The sequence below is a fragment of the Pseudarthrobacter cellobiosi genome, from assembly GCF_023913755.1.
In the GTDB taxonomy this organism is placed as follows: Bacteria; Actinomycetota; Actinomycetes; order Actinomycetales; family Micrococcaceae; genus Arthrobacter; species Arthrobacter cellobiosi.
On record NZ_JAMXBJ010000041.1, the window covers coordinates 12,865 to 30,179 of the forward strand.

Consider the following 17,315-nt stretch of genomic DNA (forward strand, 5'->3'; position numbering starts at 1 on the left):
TCTGGCAGAGTTATGACCATGCTCACAGTTATTGGCGAAGGCCTTGTTGACGTTGTCCAGCGCGCCTCCGGAATCGAAGCCCACGTGGGCGGCAGTCCGCTTAACGTCGCGGTGGGCCTGGCCCGCCTTGACCATCCCGTGCAGTTCGTTGGCCGCTACGGCCGTGATGCCTATGGGGATTCGGTGGCGGCGCACCTGCGCTCCAGTTCGGTCATGCTGCCGCTGGGCCCCGACGAGCTGCCTACCAGCGTGGCCACCGCCGTAATTGACGACGACGGCGCCGCCACCTACACGTTCGACCTCGCCTGGGAGCTTCCCGGCCTGGCGGACCGCCTCGCCTTTATGCTCCAGGGAACCACCCTGCTGCACACCGGCTCCATCGCCACGATGCTGGCGCCGGGCGCCGCGGCGGTGCTGGCCGCCGTCGAGCACGCCCACCCCGCCGCCACCATCAGCTTCGATCCCAACTGCCGGCCCAGCATCATCACCGACGTGGTTTATGCGCGGACGCAGGCGGAGAAGTTTGTCACCCTCTCGGACGTGGTCAAGGCCTCGGACGAGGACCTGGAGTGGCTGTACCCGGGTGTGGATGTGCTGGAATCGGCGCGGCGTTGGCTGTCGCTGGGCGGTTCCGAGGGGCCGGCTTTGGTGGTTGTCACGCGCGGTGCGGCCGGACCGTGGGGCATTACGGCCGCCGGTGAAGCTGCCATTGACGCGCCTCGCGTGGAAGTGGCTGACACCGTGGGTGCCGGTGACTCCTTTATGGCCGCGCTGCTATCGGGGATCGTGGACCGCGGCCTGGACGGCGCGCAGAACCGGAAGGACCTGCGCGAACTTCCGGCCGAGGGCCTGGCCGAACTCCTGGCCCACGCAGCCCGCGCGGCGGCCGTTACGGTTTCCCGCCCGGGCGCCAACCCGCCCACGCGTGCCGAACTGAACGCGGTCCCGGGGGAGTAACGCGGGACGCGACGCCCAGGCCCCGACGTCCAGGCCCCATGACCGCTAGGCCGTCGGGCTGCGCAGATGATCCTGGCAGCCCACCGCGTAGGCCTCACGGAGCCAGGCGGCCAGTTCGCCGGCGACGTCGGATGGCTCGGTCACCCGCACCGTGTAGAGATGCGTGTACGGAGACAGCATCTCGACCCGTCGGAATCTGGGCGACTCAACCCGGCGCGTGAGCCAGAACTCCACATCGAGCCACTTGTTCGCGGGTTTGACCCCGGCGAACCGGACCCGAACCATAAAGGCGACACGGTCCCTGTACGGAACCAGCGTTACCGGACCGATCGCCTCAACCGTCCGGCAAACCACCTCGAACAGCCGGTGAATGCTTTCTGGCCTGTCACGGAACGGCTCGTCGAGGGTGTGCTGTGAGCAGGAATGGTTCATGTTCCGCGTGACAAACTGCCGTCCGCAAGACGGGCAGGTCCACAAGGCGCCGCCGGTGCGCAGGCCCGGCGGCCGGACGTCCTGGCCCTGCACCAGGGCCACGAGCTGCTCAACCCGGCGTGCCCGCGTCGACGGGGTCCGGGCGTCCTCAAGGAAACGCGTCAGCTCCCGCCGGTGCGAAACGGGGAGCTGCCCCCAGCTGTCCGACGCTCCCACCGCTGCGTCCAAGGCGGCAGCCAAATCTCCGGGTGGGATGACCTCGTTGGCGTTGAGCGCTTGAACGTCCACTGTGACCGTTTCCCCGACGCGCACGCCCGTTGCCGTCCGCAGGCCGCCGGAAAGATACAGGACGTGCCGACCGGACCTGACTGGCGTCACCGTGGCATTGAACTCCGTGCCCCTGAGCGTGCCGGTCACCCTGATCCGGCCATGCTCGGCAAGCGGCAGCAGCTCAGCCGCAGCTGCCGTCGGGACGTCCACGAACGGATTGGGACCCCGCAGCCGAACGGTGGCGGTGAAGCGAACCATACGGTCATTATCGACCCGGCCGGTCGGCTCGAAAAGGAACCCCGCGGGTTGAACGCGGCCCCGGCGGAGTACGTGGGTTCTGCCTCATCGACTGCTCCGTAGGCGCCGTTTTGAGGGGTCAAAAGGGCGCCTACGGAGCAACCGATGAGGTCCTGGCTACTCCTTGCCGAGCCTGGCCGCGGACGTCTTCTGCCCGGTGACCTCGTTGAGGGCCGTCAGGTCAAAGATGCCGTTGATGTCCGCCTGCTTGGTGGTGCCGGCTTCCACGCCGTCCTTGAGCAGCTTGGGGTAGGTTCCGGCGAGCGGATCCACAGTGAAGACGATGTTCTTCAGGGAACGCTCGATCACGTCGGCCTTGAGTTCGGCGCCAGCCGCTTCCTTGAGGGCAGCGTTGATGACGCTGGCCTTCTCGGCTGCAGCCGCGCTGTTCAGCCAGTCAACGGACTTAGCATGGCCCTTAAGGAGCGCCTTTACGGTGTCCGGGTGCTCGGCAGCGAACTTCTTGTTCACAATCAGGATGGTGGTGGGGAACTCGCCCGCCTTGCCGGAGAGTGAGCCGTCCCAGAGGTCCTTTTCGTCCACCAGGACCTTGGCCCCGGCGGTCAGCACCAGGCGGGACGCCCACGGCTCAGGCAACCACGCGCCGTCGAGCTTTCCGTCCTGGAACAGTTTCAGCGTCTGGGCGTTTTCGGTGGGGTTGATGGCCACGTCGCCGCTGCCGTCCACGTTGGTTTTGTAGCCCCGGGTGGCGAGCCAGGCGCGGAGCGCCACGTCCTGCGTGCCGCCGAGCTGCGGCGAGGCGAGCGTCTTGCCCTTCAGGTCCGCGGCGGAGGTGATTTCCGGCTTGACCACCAGCTGCGCACCACCGGCGGCCGCTCCGGCAATGATGCTGATGGACTCCCCGCCGCTCTTGACGAACGAGTTGATGGCCGGGTTCGGGCCGATGTAGGTGGCGTCGATGGCTCCGGCGTTCAGGGCCTCAATCGCGGCGGGCCCGGCGTTGAAGACCTGCGTGCTCAGTTTGGTATCGCCCAGCTCCTTGGGGATGTAGCCCTGGCTGACACCCACCAACGCGGTTGCGTGCGTTACGTTGCCGAAATAGCCGAGCTTAAGCTCTGCTGCCGGGTTGCCGGCCGGGGCGGCAGAGGACGCTGCGGAGGTGCCGGCGTCGTTGCCGGAGAAGGCCGATGCCACGGCCACGCCGCCGCCGACCAAGGCCAGAATGCCAGCTACGATGCCGATCTTCAGGCCGAGCGGACGCTTCGGAGCGGAAGCCTGGCCGGCCACGATGCGGGTGGCGGCCGGTTGGTTTTGCGGAGTGTTATCCGGGGGAGTTGTCACGGTATTTCCTTTGCTTGCGGAAGATGTTGAAGATGAAGTTACGGACGGCCCCCACGCCCCACAACGGCACCGGACACGGACGTTCACGCAACGACGTGCAGGCTCAACAGAACGTAGCGCGGCGTCAAAAAACGTCGCCGGGCGACTCCAACAGGCCAGCCCCAGGGACGAAGCTTCACGGCCCGGGAAGCCTCCTGCCCCACGTAGACTGGCAGGATGCGGCTGGTAGCAAGTGATATTGACGGAACGATTCTTGGGCACGACGGAAAGATCAGCGACCGCACCGTCCGGGCCTTCCACGCCTGCCGGGACGCTGGCATCGAGCTCGTTTTTGTCACTGGCCGCCCGCCGCGCTGGCTCCACCCGCTGGAGGAACAGCTTGGCCACACCGGCACGGTCATCTGCTCCAACGGCGCCGTGGTGTGGGACCTCGAAGCGGACCGGCTGGTTTCCGCCCGGACGCTGGGCATGGACGCGGTGCTGGAACTGCGGCGGATCATCAAGGAACTGCGCCCGGCCGCTCTCTTCGCCGCGGAAACGCTGACCGGATTCCATCTCGAGCCCGGTTTCATCGAGAACGGTTCCAGCGAGCTGCTGGTCGAATTTACCCCCGCCCCGCTGGCCGAAACGCTCACCCCGGACGACGCCGTCGTGAAGTTCCTGGCGATTGTCAGGGATGGCACCGCGGACGACTTCCTGGCCGCGGTGCGGCCTGCCGTCGCCCATCTGGCGTCCGCCACGCACTCCGCGCCCACCGTGGCGATGCTGGAACTGTCCCTCCCCGGCGTCAACAAGGCCGTCACCCTGGCCGAATACGCCAACTCCCTGTCCATTGACGCGGCCGACGTCGTGGCGTTCGGGGACATGCCCAACGACGTCGAGATGCTGCGCTGGGCAGGCCACGGGTACGCCATGGCCAGCGGCCATCCGGACGCCATCAGCGCCGCCGGGCAGCAGGCACCCCACTTTGACGACGACGGCGTGGCCCAGGTTCTCGAGGCCAGGCTCGCGGCGCTGGGCGTAGAGCTGTCCTGACCCCCGGCTCTGTAGCCGGAAATTCACAGCTTCCGCTCACCTTCCGTTCACGTTTGCCGCCTACCGTGGGCTACGGATACACATCCGCGGCTAAAGGGGAAGTCATGGCAAGGAACGGCAACCAACGCGCGGCCGAAGCGCCGCTGCGCCCGGCAGAGCCGGCAGCGCACTGGAAGGCACTGAAAGAGGGCGACCGCGTGCGCGTCCGCCTCACCCAGGGATACGAAACCAGCGGTTTCGTGGACGCCATCACCTGGGACCACACCGCTGTGTGGGTGGATCTGGACAACGGCCACGGCCGCACACTGCTGCACTGCAGTGACGGCGTGGAGATTGTGCCGCAGGACACATAGCCCAGCGGCTCCGGTACGCTCGCAAACGTGACTGAGCCGTTTTTTGATGCTTCCGGCGGTGCTGCCCGTCCCTCGCATCCCATTGCCATGGCCCACCGCGGATTCTCGCGGGAGGGGCTGGAGAACTCGATGGCCGCCTTCCGGGCCGCCGCCGAACTTGGCTATGTGTACCTCGAGACGGATGTGCACACCACCTCCGATGGCGTGCTGCTGCTCTTCCACGACGACACCCTGGACCGGGTCACTGACGGCCGTGGCCGGATTTCCGAGCTGACCGCCACAGAGGTTTCCACCGCGCGGATCGGCGGGCGCGAGCCCGTGCCGCTCTTCGATGACCTGCTGATGGCCTTCCCGGCCGCCCGGCTGAACCTGGACGTCAAAGACTGGAACTCCGTGCAAAGCCTTGCCGCCGGCATCGAACGGCACGGCGCGCATGACCGGGTCCTGGTGGCCAGTTTTTCAGACCGCCGACGCCGGGCGGTGCTGAAGCTGCTGAGCCGTCCGGTGGTGTCGTCGGCAGGGATGGTGACGAACGCGCTGTTCGTCCTGTTGGGTCCGGTGCTTCCGGCCGCGTGGCTGCGCTATGTGCTGCGGGGTCCGTTGCGGGATATCCAGGCGCTGCAGGTTCCGGTCCGGTACGGGGCGATCCGCGTGGTGACGCCTGCCTATGTGCGGCGGGCGCACGCCCTGGGCCTGGTGGTCCATGTGTGGACCATCAACCATCCCGCTGAGATGCACCGGTTGCTGGACCTGGGCGTGGACGGGATCGTGACCGACCGCGCGGATCTGCTGAAGCAGGTCCTGCAGGAGCGAGGCGAGTGGCCCGGCAGCTGACCCGGATTCGAGCCTGCTGTTTTCGAGCGTGCCGGCACGCGCTGTGCCGCCGTATGCCGCCGCGTGGTCTACGTCAGTCGGAGCCGCCGGAACCGTCGGGACCGTGATCGGCTGCGGCGGCGAGGTGGCGGAACCCATCGGGGTCGAGCGGCGTATTCCATGCCGCCCAATCCTTCGGCCGCACTGAGGGCCGGCCCAGCAGGTAGCCCTGGCCGGCGCTGAAGCCCAACTCGGTGAGGACCATCAGTTCCTCGGTGGTTTCAACACCTTCGGCCACAAGAACACTGCCGATCTGCTCCGCGAAGTCCACCAGGCACGCGGCCAGGGCGTGCTGGGAGGTATCCGTGTCCACGCCGCTGATCACATTCCTGCCCAGCTTGATGAAGTCGGGCCGCAGATGGAGCATCCGGCTCAGGGCGCCGGCGCCGGGGTGTGAATCATCGATTGCAATGCGCAGCCCGCGTTCCCGGAGCGGCGTAATTGCGGAAACGAAATGCGAGTATTCCTCGTCCGGAATTCCGTCTGTTAATTCGAGCACAATGCGGTCTATTGGCAGCTCGATGTGGTCAAACAATTCGGGCAGCCGGGGATCCAGGCATGACGTGGGGGAGATGTTCAGGGAGACATAGAGATGCGGGGGGAGTTTCGCGGCAGCGGCGGCTGCGGATGCGAGGGCCGAGAATTCCAGGTTGGCGCCCAAGCCAACGGCGGCAGCCTCGGCGAACCAGAGTTCCGCGCTTGCGCCGTCGTCGCTGACAAAGCGCGACAACGCCTCTACGCCCACAACGGCCTTGGACTCGAGGCCGTAGATGGGCTGGAACGCGGTCATCAGCATCTGGTTTTCCAGCAGCGCGCTGATCCGTGACAGGCTGCGCAGGGAGTCCAGCTGCTCGGCCACCTGTGGCGGCATGGCGCTGAGAGGCTGCGGGAAGCGCGCGGTGTCGGGCGTATCCGCCTCGGTGGTGTCCTGTTGCCGGCGTTCCAGAAGATATTCGAGCAGGGCCCGTTCCGGCATGCCGGGGTTTTCCCCCAAGCGGTTGCTAAGGCGCTGACGTATTGCCGCCCCGGCAGGATCGGAATCCGCCAAAACCGCCGCAATAACTCCCCAAGCTTGTACCCGAACCGTCATTAGCAACGCCCCCAGTTGACGAAGTAATGGCTCCTTGGACCCTTTATTTTCAAATTTCCAGATGCCTTCGGAATTCGCTACTTCTGATTAATGCCGATCTTCCTGGCCTCGAAGAATCGGATACCGCAACTTGATGGTATATCGGGATGATCAAAAAGCGCAGCCCTTAATCGATCAACCTCTACTACTTTCGGAAGAAGTTTCCGCCAGCAGCGCAGGAATCCGTTCGGGCGGGACGGGTTTGCTGAAGAAATAGCCCTGTGCGCTGAGGCACCCGAGGTTCCGGAGATGCTCGGCCTGTTCCGCTGTTTCCACGCCTTCCCACACGGCTTCGAGCCCGCAGGCGCGCACCAACTGCAGGACTGCAGCCACCAGTGCCGGCTGGCTGGGGTCTGTGCCCAGGCCCTCGATCAGGGACCGGTCCACTTTGACCCGGTCCACGGGGAGCCGGCGCAGGTAGCTGATGGAGGAGTATCCGGTACCGAAGTCGTCGATCTCGATCCCGACCCCCAGCCCGCGCAGCCCGCCCAGGGAATACCGGTCCAGTTCGTTGCCCCTGACGATGGCCGCTTCGGTCAGCTCCAGGACAACCTGCTCGGGACGGACGCCTGTCTGCTTGAGCACGGCGCGGACGTCCTCGATGAACTGCAGGCTCTGCAGATCCGTTGCGGAGATGTTGATCCGGACGGAAAACCGGCTGTCCACCAGGTCGGCATCAATCCAGGTGCGTAGCTGGCCTACAGCGGTGCCGAGCACCCACAGACCCAGTTCGGAGATCAGGCCGGCATCTTCTGCCAGCGGGATGAACTCGTCCGGCATGATGCGGCCGCGGGTGGGGTGGTCCCAGCGGATCAGGGCTTCCACCCCTTCAATGCGGCCGGTGCCCAGTTCAACCACGGGCTGGTAGTGCAGTACCAGCCCGTTGCCCTTGATGGCGGCCCGGAGATCCTCCAGGAGTTGGCTGCGGAGCCTGCGGATGAGCAGGAGCCCGGGTTCGAAGACGTGGAGCCGGTTCTGGCCCTCGGCTTTGGAGGCGTACATGGCCACATCGGCCTCCATCAGCATGTCCTCGGCCCTCTGCCCGGCCGCCCCGACGCTGAGTCCTACGCTCGCCCCGCAGTGGACGGTCCGGTCAGGCAGGTCGATGGGTTCCTTGATGGCTGCCAGGATGCGCTGGCCTACGACGGCGGCCTGGTCGGCGCCCGTGGCCGGCATAACGATGGCGAACTCGTCCCCGCCCAGCCGGGCAACCACGTCGCTGGTCCGGACGGCGCTGCGGATGCGTTGCGCCACGGTGATCAGGACCTGATCGCCGGCAGTGTGACCGAGGGTGTCGTTGATGGATTTGAAGGCGTCAAGGTCAAGGAGGAGGATGACGGGCTGGCTGAGGGGATCGCCGTCGTGGTCCTGGGCGGACTTCAGCGCGGACAGAAGCGCCGAGCGGTTGGCGAGGCCGGTGAGGGGATCCTGCATGGCCATCATCTGCATTTCGCGGTGGGCTTCGTGCAGCAGCTGTGTGCGGACCTCAACACGCTGCTCAAGCTCTTCGTAGATGATCTGCAGGTCCTCGGCCAGGAGGTTGGTGCCCATGATGATGGCGTCGAGCTCGTCCCGGGCCGGCGATACTTCTATCCGCGACTGGAGGTCTCCGGAGGCGAGCCGGACGATGCCATCGAGCAGCTGGGAGAGCCTGGGGTCATCGTCAGCGAACATCTGGTGCCTCCTTTTCGGGTTCAGGTTCCGTGGGACGCGTGGGCTCCAAGGCGGAGGTTCACGGTGACAGTGGTGCCAACGCCCAGCTCCGAGGTTACGTCAATGCGGCCGCCGTGGCGTTGGACGATGTCCTGCGTGATGGCGAGCCCAAGTCCGGTGCCCGGAACCGCCCCGGACATCGCGTTCGAGGCGCGGTAGAAGCGGGTGAAGATGTGGGCTATCTCGTCGCTGGAGATCCCCATCCCGGTGTCCGAGACGCTGACCGTCGCCCAGCGGGTGCCGTCTGCATCTGCCCGCGTCAGGCTGACGACATCGATCTGTCCGCCGCCGGGGGTGAACTTGATGGCATTGGAGACCAGATTCGTGAAAACCTGCTGCAGCTGAACCTCATCGGCCAGGATTTCCTGATCCTCCGATGCGGGGGCCATCACAATGGCGACGTTCTGCACTTTCGCGAGCGGCCTGAGCGCAGCGGTGACGATCTCCAGAGTCCGAGCCAGCCGGACAGGGGTCAGGTGCAGCGGGCTTTGTTCATGCCCGTTGCGGGAAACGCTCAGCATGTCTTCGATCAGCAACCGCAGCCGTTCGGTGTTCCTGACCACGATGTCCAGCATCTGGTGGACCTCGCTGGACACGGGATCGGTCGTTTTCTCCTGGATCATGTCCAGGTACGCCATGATCGATGTCAGCGGCGTGCGGAGCTCATGGTTGACGGTGGCCAGGAAGTCTGTTTTGGCTTTGTCCAGCTGCTGGAGCTGCTTGACCACCTGCTGCTGGCTGGTGATCAGGTGGCTTTGGATCAGGCCGTGGGCGGTATTGCCGGCCACGTGCTGGATCAGTGCCAGCTCGGCCCGCGACCATTCCCTGGGCGAGTTAAGCAGGGCGATCCAGATAATTCCCAAGGACGAGCTGCCCTCCCCCATCGGGACGGCCACGGATGCGGCTGCGCGCAGTTTCGCGAGTTCGGCCGGCAGTTGGACGTCGCCGGTGCCCAGCGGTGCGAACGCTCCGTCGGCCGTCAGGGCTTCAGCCCGCGACCACAGCACGTCGGCCGTCCTGCGCACCGGGGCTTCGTCCGTGAACAATCGTTCGGGCAGCGGAGCCAGGCCGGGCCGCTGCCACTGGGCGGTGATGGGTGGCACCCTGTCGTCGTCGAATGTGGTCAGCCAGACGCGGTCCGCGCCGAACGTCTCGCCGAACCCCCTGACCACAAAGTCGGCGATCTGTTGCGGATGGTTGGTTCCGCGGACCGCCGCGGATACCTGCCGCAGCCTTTCGCGGAGCGTCTCCGCTTCCTGCCGCGCTTCATTCCGGCGGGAGACCAGGTTGATCAGGGCTGTGGCGCGGTGGACGAGTTCCTTGGCAGCAGGCGGCTTGGCGATGGAGTCCCGTACGCCGGCATGCTCCACTGACTTGACCTCTGCCGGGCTGTCGAGATCCACGAGGACCAGCACAGGGGCGGTCGCGTCGACGTCGGAGAGTGAACTGTCCAGGATCAGGACGGAGGGCTCGCGCTGGTCCAGAAGCGCCGACAGGCTGGCGGCGTCGCCGGCAGTGTTGACCGTGAAGCCCGCCGCCTCCAGTGCCGCCGTGGTGAATTCCCGGCGCCCGGCGTCGGGGTCCGCAACGACAGCCAGGTATGGCACGGTTGCGAAATGTGGTGTGTTCGCTGGCAAACCTGCCCCCTTCGCTCCTGAGTGAGCACCCGCTTGCTCCTGACTGAGTACATTGTAGGGTGGCGGAGCACACCTGTTCCTATAAGAATGCGCGGAGGGTAATCGTGACGAGTCAGCCTGCAGAAGCAGCCAAGGCGGACCTGACGCTGGATGGACAGGGTGTTATCCAGCTGAAGTGGCCGCGGGGTGTGTCCATCACGGAATCCGACGCCGAGGCGGCCATGCAGAAGGTTAATGACCTGTGTGGGGCCCGCCGACACCCCATGCTGGTGGATATGGCCGCCACGGCCCAGGTCAGCCGGGGAGCCCGTGCCGTTTTTGGCCGCCCCTGCCAGGCCTCCCGCATTGCGCTACTGGGGGCGTCGCCGGTTGACAAAGTACTGGCCAACTTCATCCTGGGCATCAACAAACTGCCCTGCCCCACGCGGTTCTTTACGTCCCGAGACGACGCCATGGCCTGGCTGCTGAAGGAGCCCGCGGCCACAGCCTGAACGGACCAGCCCGGCCAAACGGCCGCGGCGTGTTTGGCGTCCTATATTTGTACGATGTCATCCCCAGCGAAACCGGTGCTAGCCGCCTTGCGGAAGTACCTGATCCTGCCCAAACTGATCAGGCTGTCCTGGTCGGCTCCGAAGAACAGGACCATGGCCTGGGACAGGTATTGGGCCGGAATCGCCAGGACGGGCGCCCGGAGTGACGTGCTGTGGGACTCGGGCACTGACCACGAACTGCTGGGCTACCGGGACGTCCTGCAGCGGCACTTCGATCCCAGCCTTCCCGTGGTGGATGTGGGGTGCGGGCACGGCGCCTTCAGCCGCGCGCTGACAGCGTTTTCACCCCAGGTCCTGGGCGTTGACGTGTCTGCGAACGCGGTGGCCCGTGCCCGGGACGAATCGGCGGGCGTTGAGGGTGTCAGCTACCTGGCCCGTGACATGACCGAGCTGGGGGCGGCTTCCGGGCTGGTGGGATCCACGGATGCCAACGTCTTTGTCCGTGGCGTGCTGCATGTCCTGACCCCGGCCGATCAGGCCGCGCTTCTGGAAAATCTGAGGGAGCTCGTGGGCGCCCGTGGCACAGTCTTCCTGGCGGAGACGAACTTCCAGGGCAATCCGGTGGAGTATGTCGCCCACCTGGGTGCGTCACTGCGGAGCATCCCGGCCGCGCTGGAGCTGGCGATCCGGAAACTGCCCATGCCGGGCCACTTCGGACCGGAGGAGCTCGCCCGTGTGATGCCGAAGGACCGGTGGACGCTGGTGGAGGACGGGGCCGCCACCATCGAGACGAACCCGCTGATGGACGCTGCGGGGAACAGCCGCGTACCGGGCTACTTTGCGGTGCTCAAGCCCAAGGATCCCGACGCCGACCGGTAGGGGGCGTCCCGTGCTGTCCGCATGCCGGATTGGGCAAGCGCTTTCCTGGACTTGGCTGGCATGATGGACGGCATGCGCATTCTCATTGCTCCGGACAAGTTCAAGGGCTCGCTCACCGCCGCGGAGGCCGCCGCCGCCATCGCCGAAGGTGCGCTGCGCGTCTACCCGGACGCTGTCGCCAACCAGTTTCCAATCGCCGACGGCGGTGAAGGAACCCTGGAGGCTGCCTTTTCGGCCGGCTACGAGGAGCGGCTCAACGCCGTCGTGGGTCCCATCCTCGCCCCCGTGGGCGCCGCCTGGGCCATCCGGAAGAACGCCGGTGGCGGTGCTACCGCCGTCATCGAGACGGCGCAGGCCTCCGGCCTGGCCGAGATGGAGCCCACCCCCGCCAACGCCCTGCGGGCCCACAGCTACGGCTGCGGACAGCTGATCGCCGCGGCCCTCGACGCCGGAGCCACCGAGATTGTGCTGGGTCTGGGCGGATCGGCCATGACCGACGGCGGCAGCGGGGCCCTGCGCGCGCTGGGCCTCAAGCCGCTGGACGCCGCCGGCAACGTTGTCCCGCTGGGCGGCGGATCACTCGCCGACGTCGCAGCCTTGGACACCACCGGACTGGACCCGCGCCTGTCCGCCGTCTCTTTCAGGATCGCCGTGGACGTCCAGAACCCGCTCTATGGCCACACAGGCGCGGCCCACGTCTTCGGGGCCCAGAAGGGCGCCGACGACGAGGCAATGGAAGAGCTCGACGCCGGTCTCCGCAACTGGGCGTCCGTGCTCCGCGAGGCCACTGACCGGGACGTCAACATCCCGGGCGCCGGGGCGGCGGGCGGCTTCCCGGCGTCGTTCCTTGCCTTCACCAACGCCCGGCTGGAAGGCGGGTTCGAGCTCGTCGCCGGGCTCACCGGCCTCGCGGGCCAACTGGACAACGCGGACCTGGTGATCACCGGCGAGGGTTCCATGGACTCGCAGTCGCTGACCGGCAAGGCCCCCATCGCGCTCGCTGACGCAGCCCGGGAGCGCGGGATCCCGGTGATCGTGGTGGCGGGGCGGATCCTGGTCACGCCCGAGGACCTGGCCAGCCACGGCGTGGTAGCCGCAGCGCAGCTGCTGGATGTCGCGGCCAGCCCGGAAGACGCCGTCGCCAACGCCGCAAAATACCTGGCCTGGGCCACCAGCCAGGTCCTGGAAGGCGCCTGAAGCCCGCCCCCCCGGCGGCAAGCGCCCCCAGCGGCACCGGGCTTACTGCGGCGGCCTAGGCGCGCGCTGCTCAGGCCCCGGTCTCGTAATGCGGCTCGGCCACCGGCTTGGACTCCGGTGAGCCCTTTTCACGGAGGTAGACGGAGGCGCCCACCAGGACCGCCACGGCGAGGAATTCGCTTTGCCAGTTCTGGAAGGATTCGAACCAGAACCTGCTGGTGGCCAAGTACTGCAGCACGGTGATGGCGGGCTGGCCGTGGGTTTGCTGCTCCTCGTTGTAGGCCGACGTTCCGCCGGCGGCGTGCAGGCTGAACGAGGCAACAAACAGCAGCAGCAGGAGTATGGACAGGGAGTGTTCATACAGCTTCAGCACCAGGCCGCCGCGCTTCACCGGCCACGGCGTGGCCTTACTGATGGTGGCATCGCGCGGATCTTGGTCCTGCGGCGCAGCCTTGCCCACGGGCTTGGATTCGGAGGACCCCTTCTGGAAAAGGAACACGGTCAGGATCACGTACATGGCCATCTGCAGGAACTCGGATTCCCAGTTTTCAAACGTGGCCTCCACAAAATTGCCCGTAGACAGGTACTCCAGAACCGAGACTCCCGGCTGCCCGTGGGCCGCCTGGTCCTCGCTGTACGCGGCAGCTCCGGAGAGGATCATGCCAACAAAAAACGCCAGGAACAGTCCGGCGTTGGCGAGCAAAAGCCCGTGTTCCTTGGCCCACGTGCGCATGTGCACTCCTTCGAATGGATCCCCTGCAGCTTGCTGGCTTGTTGGCCTGGTTATTGTTCGGCTGCGCGTTTATTGAGCCGCAGCGGGACGTAGACCAGCAGCACCAGAAGGACCGCCAGCAGGATTCCGCCGGCGGTCAGGCCGGCGGTGCGGCCCGCTGTCACGTCGAAGACCAGGGCGGCTGTCCCGACACTGAGCATCCCCACGCAGGCCAAGGCAATTTTGGTAATGGTGTCTGCGCTGGAGACCAGGGTTTCCTTGAGCCTTTGGCGGAAGAGCCGGCGGTGGACGCTGACGGGAAGCAGGATAAAGGCGGTGGTCAGCGTCGCGATCACCACGTTGACGAGGTAGAGGCCCACCTGGAAATTGTCCAGGTCCTCGAACCGCTGCTGGAACGGCAGCGTCAGGAGAAAACCGGCCAGGATCTGGACCCCGGTCTGCAGCACCCGGAGTTCCTGCAGCAACTCAGCCCAGTTCCGGTCAAGCTGCTCCTCGCGGGTTTCATTCCGGCCGGTGCTGCCGGTGAAGTCCTCCACATCCGACATGTTTCTCCTTGCTCCGGGGCTAGGCGTGTGCTCCAAAACTAGGCGGAAGTTCCGCCAAGGGCAACGTTTGCTAAGTTTACTGATTGTTTCCTCCGGGCGATGGACTTGCTCCTCCGGGCGGGATAGTTTCGAAGTGCCGGTGCCGGCCGGAGCCCTTCGAAAACCGATTCAATGAAGAGGTGGACTATGAGCGACACGCAGAAACGGACAGACACGCCCACAGACCCCCGGGACGGCTATCACTCCGGGCCGTTTCCGAAGCAGGAACAGAAGCAACCGGGACTCACCGCGCCTATGGATCCCAAGCCGGATCATGGCGAACTCAGCTACCAAGGGCGCGGCGCGCTGCAGGGTAAGGCCGCGCTCATCACCGGCGGCGACTCCGGGATCGGCAAGGCGGCGGCCATCGCGTTCGCCCGCGAGGGGGCCGACGTCGCAATTTCCTACCTTCCGGAAGAAGAGGAAGATGCCCAGGACACGGCCGCCTGGATCCGCAAAGCGGGCCAGCGCGCGCTGCTGCTGGCCGGGGACGGACGGGAGGAGGAATTCAGCACCCGGATCGTCGCTGATGCCGTGGCTGAATTCGGCGGTCTGGACGTGGTGGTGCTCAACGCCGCCTACCAGAAGAACCGCGAGAGTTTCGAGTCCCTTCCTACCGAGGAATTTGACCGCGTCTTCAAGACCAATCTCTATTCCTTGATCTGGACGGCCCGGGCCGCGGTTCCGCACCTGAAAGCCGGCGCCTCGATCATTACTACGGCTTCCATCCAGGCCTTTAAACCGTCGCCGGGGCTGATCGACTACGCCATGACCAAGGCGGCGCAGGTTGCCTTCACCAAGGCAATGGCCCAGGAACTCGGACCAAAGGGAATTCGCGTCAACGCCGTGGCCCCCGGTCCCATCTGGACCCCGCTGATCCCGGCCACGGAATGGCCGGACAAGCTGCCCACCTTCGGGCAGGACACGCCGTTGCAGCGCGCGGGTCAGCCGGCGGAACTCGCCGCGGCTTATGTGCTGCTCGCGTCCGATCAGGGATCCTACATCTCGGGGGCAGTGCTGCCGGTGACCGGCGGCAAGGGCCTGTAGCGAAGTCTGCACGTCAGATTCACATCCACAACAGGAGGAACCATGAGTCAGGACAACCAGCGCACGGAACCGGACGAGGAAGTGGGCGGCTACGGCACGCCGACGGCGGAACAGGAGGTGGGCGGCGCGGAGAACAAGCAGGTCGCCCAGCCCCGCGACGAAGAGGACTTTGATGCCGCCGGCCTGAACCAGAACAGCCCCGACGGTGAAACATTCGCCACGGGCACGCCCAATCTCAGCCACTTCGATGAGGAGGACAAGGACAGTGCCGGCGAGCCGGGTGCCGGCCGTTTCGGCGGCACCGATGACCAGCATCATGCCGAAAGTGACACGAACGATCCCGGCTTCGAGCCGGGCGAACCGCCTATCCCGCGCGACGCCGACGTGCCCTCCGCCGAGGCGGAGATCAACGACGCCAACGCCGATTCGCAGGGTTCTGAACCCTTCTCGTCGGAATCCGGACAGGATGCTGCCGGCCTGCCGGACGGCAGCGGAACCGACCACGCCAAAGACAAATCACCGAAGGACGACGGCGACGCAAGTTTCGACGCCGGGTAAGCACTGATCTATGCCCGACTGCGGTTTTTATGTGGCTGGACCACACCCTGGGGGCCTTCGCCGGACGTATCCTAGAAGCAGGTTTTGCAGTGGGCCACGCGTTTCGAACCTAGGCGTGGAACATGGCCGCGGAGACACCGGGAGAGCCGGGCTGGGAATCGCTTCCCGCCCCCCAGGATGTGGTGTTCGACAGCACGGATGTTGAAGACTTCCTTGCTGCGGTCACCCGCGAGTTCATGCGTGACATTGACGGCGATTCCCGCGGGATCAGCTGGGCTGCCACCTTCTTCCGCCCTGGCTCTGCCCGGACCGCCGCCGCCGGCACCCCCGCGGCCCGCGCGGCAGACGAAGAACAGTGCTCGTTTGCCGACGGACCCGTACTGGAGGCCGTACGCACGGGGGATTTTGTGCACCTGGCCGACGTCGCCCGCGACCGGCGATGGCCGGGCTATGCCAGTGCTGCCGCGGACCACGGCGTCAGGTCGCTGCTGTCCATGCCCATTGCGGCCGCTGCCGGATGGAGCGCCGCACTGAGCCTCTACGCGTCCACTCCCTACGCCTTCACCAGCGAGGACATCATCAGGACGCGCCGGTATGCGCGGCAAGTGGCCCGGTCGCTGTGGATGGTGGTGCGGGTGGCGGAGCGGGCCGAAGCCGGCGCGCAACTGGCGTTAGCCCAAAGCTCCATGGTGCTTATGGACCTGGCAGTGAGCACCCTCAAATCCGATTACGGGCTCGGCCATGAGGCGGCCCTGCAGTACCTCCGGACCGTCGCGCGGCACACCCGCCAGGGGCTTCGCGAGACCGCCCTGAATATTGTGGCTGCCTCGCGCCCGGACCCTGCCGGACGTGGCCAGGAAAACGCCCCTTTCCGGGGACTCACTGGAATTGAAACCTCCTCCCTCAGCGAGGGACCCTACAAAACAGGGAGCACGGCATGAACGTCTGGAAACAGGACATTGCAGCCAAGAACACCGCTGTGGAACCGGCGCCCCACCCATGGCACCGGCTCGTGGCACTGGGCGATTCCTTTACCGAGGGGATCGGGGATCCCGAGCCGCGCAGCGAGGGTGGTTTGCGCGGCTGGGCGGACCGTGTGGCCGAGGAGCTCAGTGCGAACCAGTCTGATTTCGCCTACGCCAACCTTGCCGTCCGGGGCCTGCTGGTACAGCAGATCCTCGACCACCAGCTTGCCGCGGCGGTCGCCCTGAAACCCGACCTGGTCACGCTCTCCGCCGGCGGTAACGACATTGTTTTCCGGCGCAGCGATCCTGACCGGCTCGCAGAAAAAATCGACGACGGTGTGGCACAACTGGCAAGGTCCGGCGCCACCGTGGTCCTCTTTGCCGGGCCGGACTGGGGTTCGACGCCTGTCTTTAGCCAGATCCGCGGCAAAGTGGCCATCTTCAATGAGAACCTCCACGCGGTGGCGGCCCGCCATGAGGCGGTCATGGTTGACCTGTGGTTCCTGCGCGAACTGTCGAACCCGGGCATGTGGGATCCGGACCGGCTGCACTTCTCACCGCTGGGGCACCACACCATCGCCGCGGCCGTGCTGAAGGCCCTGGGTGTCCCGCACACGCTGGAGCCGCTGGCGCCCAAGCCGCCGCTGCCCCGCAGTTGGAAGGAAGCCAGGACCGAGGACCTCATCTGGGCGCGGGAATACCTGGTTCCATGGGTGATCCGGCAACTGAAGCACCCCGCAGAAGCGGAGCTGACCGCCAAGCGTCCCGAGCCGCAGCCGGTCTTCGGCATCGGAACCCCGCCCGGACCATTCATCGGCGGCGGTCACGCGGCCTGACGCAGGCGTCTGAGGCAACCGCCGGAC

18 protein-coding genes are annotated in these 17,315 nt (G+C 66.2%); 11 read left to right on the forward strand and 7 right to left on the reverse strand.

Features of this window, described 5'->3' with window-relative positions; genetic code table 11:
• The first annotated feature begins 18 nt into the window (after nucleotides 1-18).
• Complete coding sequence (locus tag NG696_RS08095; RefSeq protein WP_252567916.1) at nucleotides 19-957, forward strand: PfkB family carbohydrate kinase; 939 nt, start codon at nucleotides 19-21, stop codon at nucleotides 955-957.
• A 45-nt stretch (nucleotides 958-1,002) separates the two neighbouring features.
• Here the strand turns inward: NG696_RS08095 and NG696_RS08100 are convergent, their stop codons facing one another.
• A complete protein-coding gene (locus tag NG696_RS08100) occupies nucleotides 1,003-1,917 on the reverse strand; it encodes a DUF1905 domain-containing protein (RefSeq protein WP_252575105.1) in 915 nt (304 codons plus the stop codon).
• A 156-nt stretch (nucleotides 1,918-2,073) separates the two neighbouring features.
• The gene (locus NG696_RS08105) at nucleotides 2,074-3,258 is read right to left on the reverse strand and encodes an ABC transporter substrate-binding protein (RefSeq protein WP_252567919.1); all 1,185 of its coding nucleotides are present in this window, start codon (nucleotides 3,256-3,258) and stop codon (nucleotides 2,074-2,076) included.
• A 216-nt stretch (nucleotides 3,259-3,474) separates the two neighbouring features.
• On the opposite strand from NG696_RS08105, the gene NG696_RS08110 reads away from it, so the two are divergent.
• From NG696_RS08110 to NG696_RS08120, 3 genes are all read left to right on the forward strand, one after another.
• Nucleotides 3,475-4,293, forward strand: a complete 819-nt coding sequence (locus NG696_RS08110) for an HAD family hydrolase (protein WP_252567921.1) — start codon at nucleotides 3,475-3,477, stop codon at nucleotides 4,291-4,293.
• A 104-nt stretch (nucleotides 4,294-4,397) separates the two neighbouring features.
• Nucleotides 4,398-4,646: a hypothetical protein gene (locus NG696_RS08115; RefSeq protein ID WP_104060210.1), complete on the forward strand. Its 249-nt coding sequence runs from the start codon at nucleotides 4,398-4,400 to the stop codon at nucleotides 4,644-4,646.
• A gap of 27 nt (nucleotides 4,647-4,673) precedes the next feature.
• Nucleotides 4,674-5,480, forward strand: coding sequence for a glycerophosphodiester phosphodiesterase family protein (locus NG696_RS08120; RefSeq protein ID WP_374208686.1), 807 nt, complete (start codon nucleotides 4,674-4,676; stop codon nucleotides 5,478-5,480).
• A gap of 73 nt (nucleotides 5,481-5,553) precedes the next feature.
• Here NG696_RS08120 and NG696_RS08125 read toward each other — a convergent pair whose 3' ends face one another.
• The 3 genes from NG696_RS08125 to NG696_RS08135 form a co-directional block, all read right to left on the reverse strand.
• Nucleotides 5,554-6,495 carry an EAL domain-containing protein gene (locus tag NG696_RS08125; RefSeq protein ID WP_252575107.1) on the reverse strand — a complete coding sequence of 314 codons (942 nt, stop codon included), beginning with the start codon at nucleotides 6,493-6,495 and terminating at the stop codon, nucleotides 5,554-5,556.
• A 288-nt stretch (nucleotides 6,496-6,783) separates the two neighbouring features.
• Nucleotides 6,784-8,322, reverse strand: a complete 1,539-nt coding sequence (locus NG696_RS08130) for a putative bifunctional diguanylate cyclase/phosphodiesterase (protein ID WP_252567925.1) — start codon at nucleotides 8,320-8,322, stop codon at nucleotides 6,784-6,786.
• A 20-nt stretch (nucleotides 8,323-8,342) separates the two neighbouring features.
• Nucleotides 8,343-9,968: a sensor histidine kinase gene (locus tag NG696_RS08135; protein ID WP_252567927.1), complete on the reverse strand. Its 1,626-nt coding sequence runs from the start codon at nucleotides 9,966-9,968 to the stop codon at nucleotides 8,343-8,345.
• 134 nt (nucleotides 9,969-10,102) lie between these two features.
• Here NG696_RS08135 and NG696_RS08140 point away from each other — a divergent pair, with 134 nt between their 5' ends.
• The 3 genes from NG696_RS08140 to NG696_RS08150 all read left to right on the forward strand — a co-directional run bounded on the left by NG696_RS08140 (nucleotide 10,103) and on the right by NG696_RS08150 (nucleotide 12,565).
• Complete coding sequence (locus NG696_RS08140; protein ID WP_252567929.1) at nucleotides 10,103-10,489, forward strand: DUF7793 family protein; 387 nt, start codon at nucleotides 10,103-10,105, stop codon at nucleotides 10,487-10,489.
• Nucleotides 10,490-10,543: 54 nt separating this feature from the next.
• The gene (locus tag NG696_RS08145; protein WP_252567931.1) at nucleotides 10,544-11,368 is read left to right on the forward strand and encodes a class I SAM-dependent methyltransferase; all 825 of its coding nucleotides are present in this window, start codon (nucleotides 10,544-10,546) and stop codon (nucleotides 11,366-11,368) included.
• A 72-nt stretch (nucleotides 11,369-11,440) separates the two neighbouring features.
• Entirely contained in the window at nucleotides 11,441-12,565 is a 1,125-nt protein-coding gene (locus tag NG696_RS08150; protein ID WP_252567933.1) for a glycerate kinase, read from the forward strand.
• Between the two features lie 70 nt (nucleotides 12,566-12,635).
• On the opposite strand, the gene NG696_RS08155 is transcribed toward NG696_RS08150, so the two are convergent.
• Both NG696_RS08155 and NG696_RS08160 read right to left on the reverse strand, forming a co-directional pair.
• Nucleotides 12,636-13,298, reverse strand: a complete 663-nt coding sequence (locus NG696_RS08155) for a DUF6766 family protein (RefSeq protein WP_252567934.1) — start codon at nucleotides 13,296-13,298, stop codon at nucleotides 12,636-12,638.
• A 50-nt stretch (nucleotides 13,299-13,348) separates the two neighbouring features.
• Nucleotides 13,349-13,843, reverse strand: a complete 495-nt coding sequence (locus NG696_RS08160) for a DUF6328 family protein (protein ID WP_252567936.1) — start codon at nucleotides 13,841-13,843, stop codon at nucleotides 13,349-13,351.
• Nucleotides 13,844-14,029: 186 nt separating this feature from the next.
• Here NG696_RS08160 and NG696_RS08165 point away from each other — a divergent pair, with 186 nt between their 5' ends.
• The 4 genes from NG696_RS08165 to NG696_RS08180 all read left to right on the forward strand — a co-directional run bounded on the left by NG696_RS08165 (nucleotide 14,030) and on the right by NG696_RS08180 (nucleotide 17,288).
• Entirely contained in the window at nucleotides 14,030-14,929 is a 900-nt protein-coding gene (locus NG696_RS08165) for an SDR family oxidoreductase (protein WP_252567938.1), read from the forward strand.
• 42 nt (nucleotides 14,930-14,971) lie between these two features.
• The gene (locus NG696_RS08170) at nucleotides 14,972-15,487 is read left to right on the forward strand and encodes a hypothetical protein (RefSeq protein ID WP_252567940.1); all 516 of its coding nucleotides are present in this window, start codon (nucleotides 14,972-14,974) and stop codon (nucleotides 15,485-15,487) included.
• Between the two features lie 122 nt (nucleotides 15,488-15,609).
• The gene (locus NG696_RS08175; protein ID WP_252575109.1) at nucleotides 15,610-16,428 is read left to right on the forward strand and encodes a GAF domain-containing protein; all 819 of its coding nucleotides are present in this window, start codon (nucleotides 15,610-15,612) and stop codon (nucleotides 16,426-16,428) included.
• Complete coding sequence (locus NG696_RS08180) at nucleotides 16,425-17,288, forward strand: SGNH/GDSL hydrolase family protein (RefSeq protein WP_252567944.1); 864 nt, start codon at nucleotides 16,425-16,427, stop codon at nucleotides 17,286-17,288. The genes NG696_RS08175 and NG696_RS08180 overlap by 4 nt, the downstream gene beginning before the upstream one ends.
• Nucleotides 17,289-17,315: the final 27 nt, after the last annotated feature.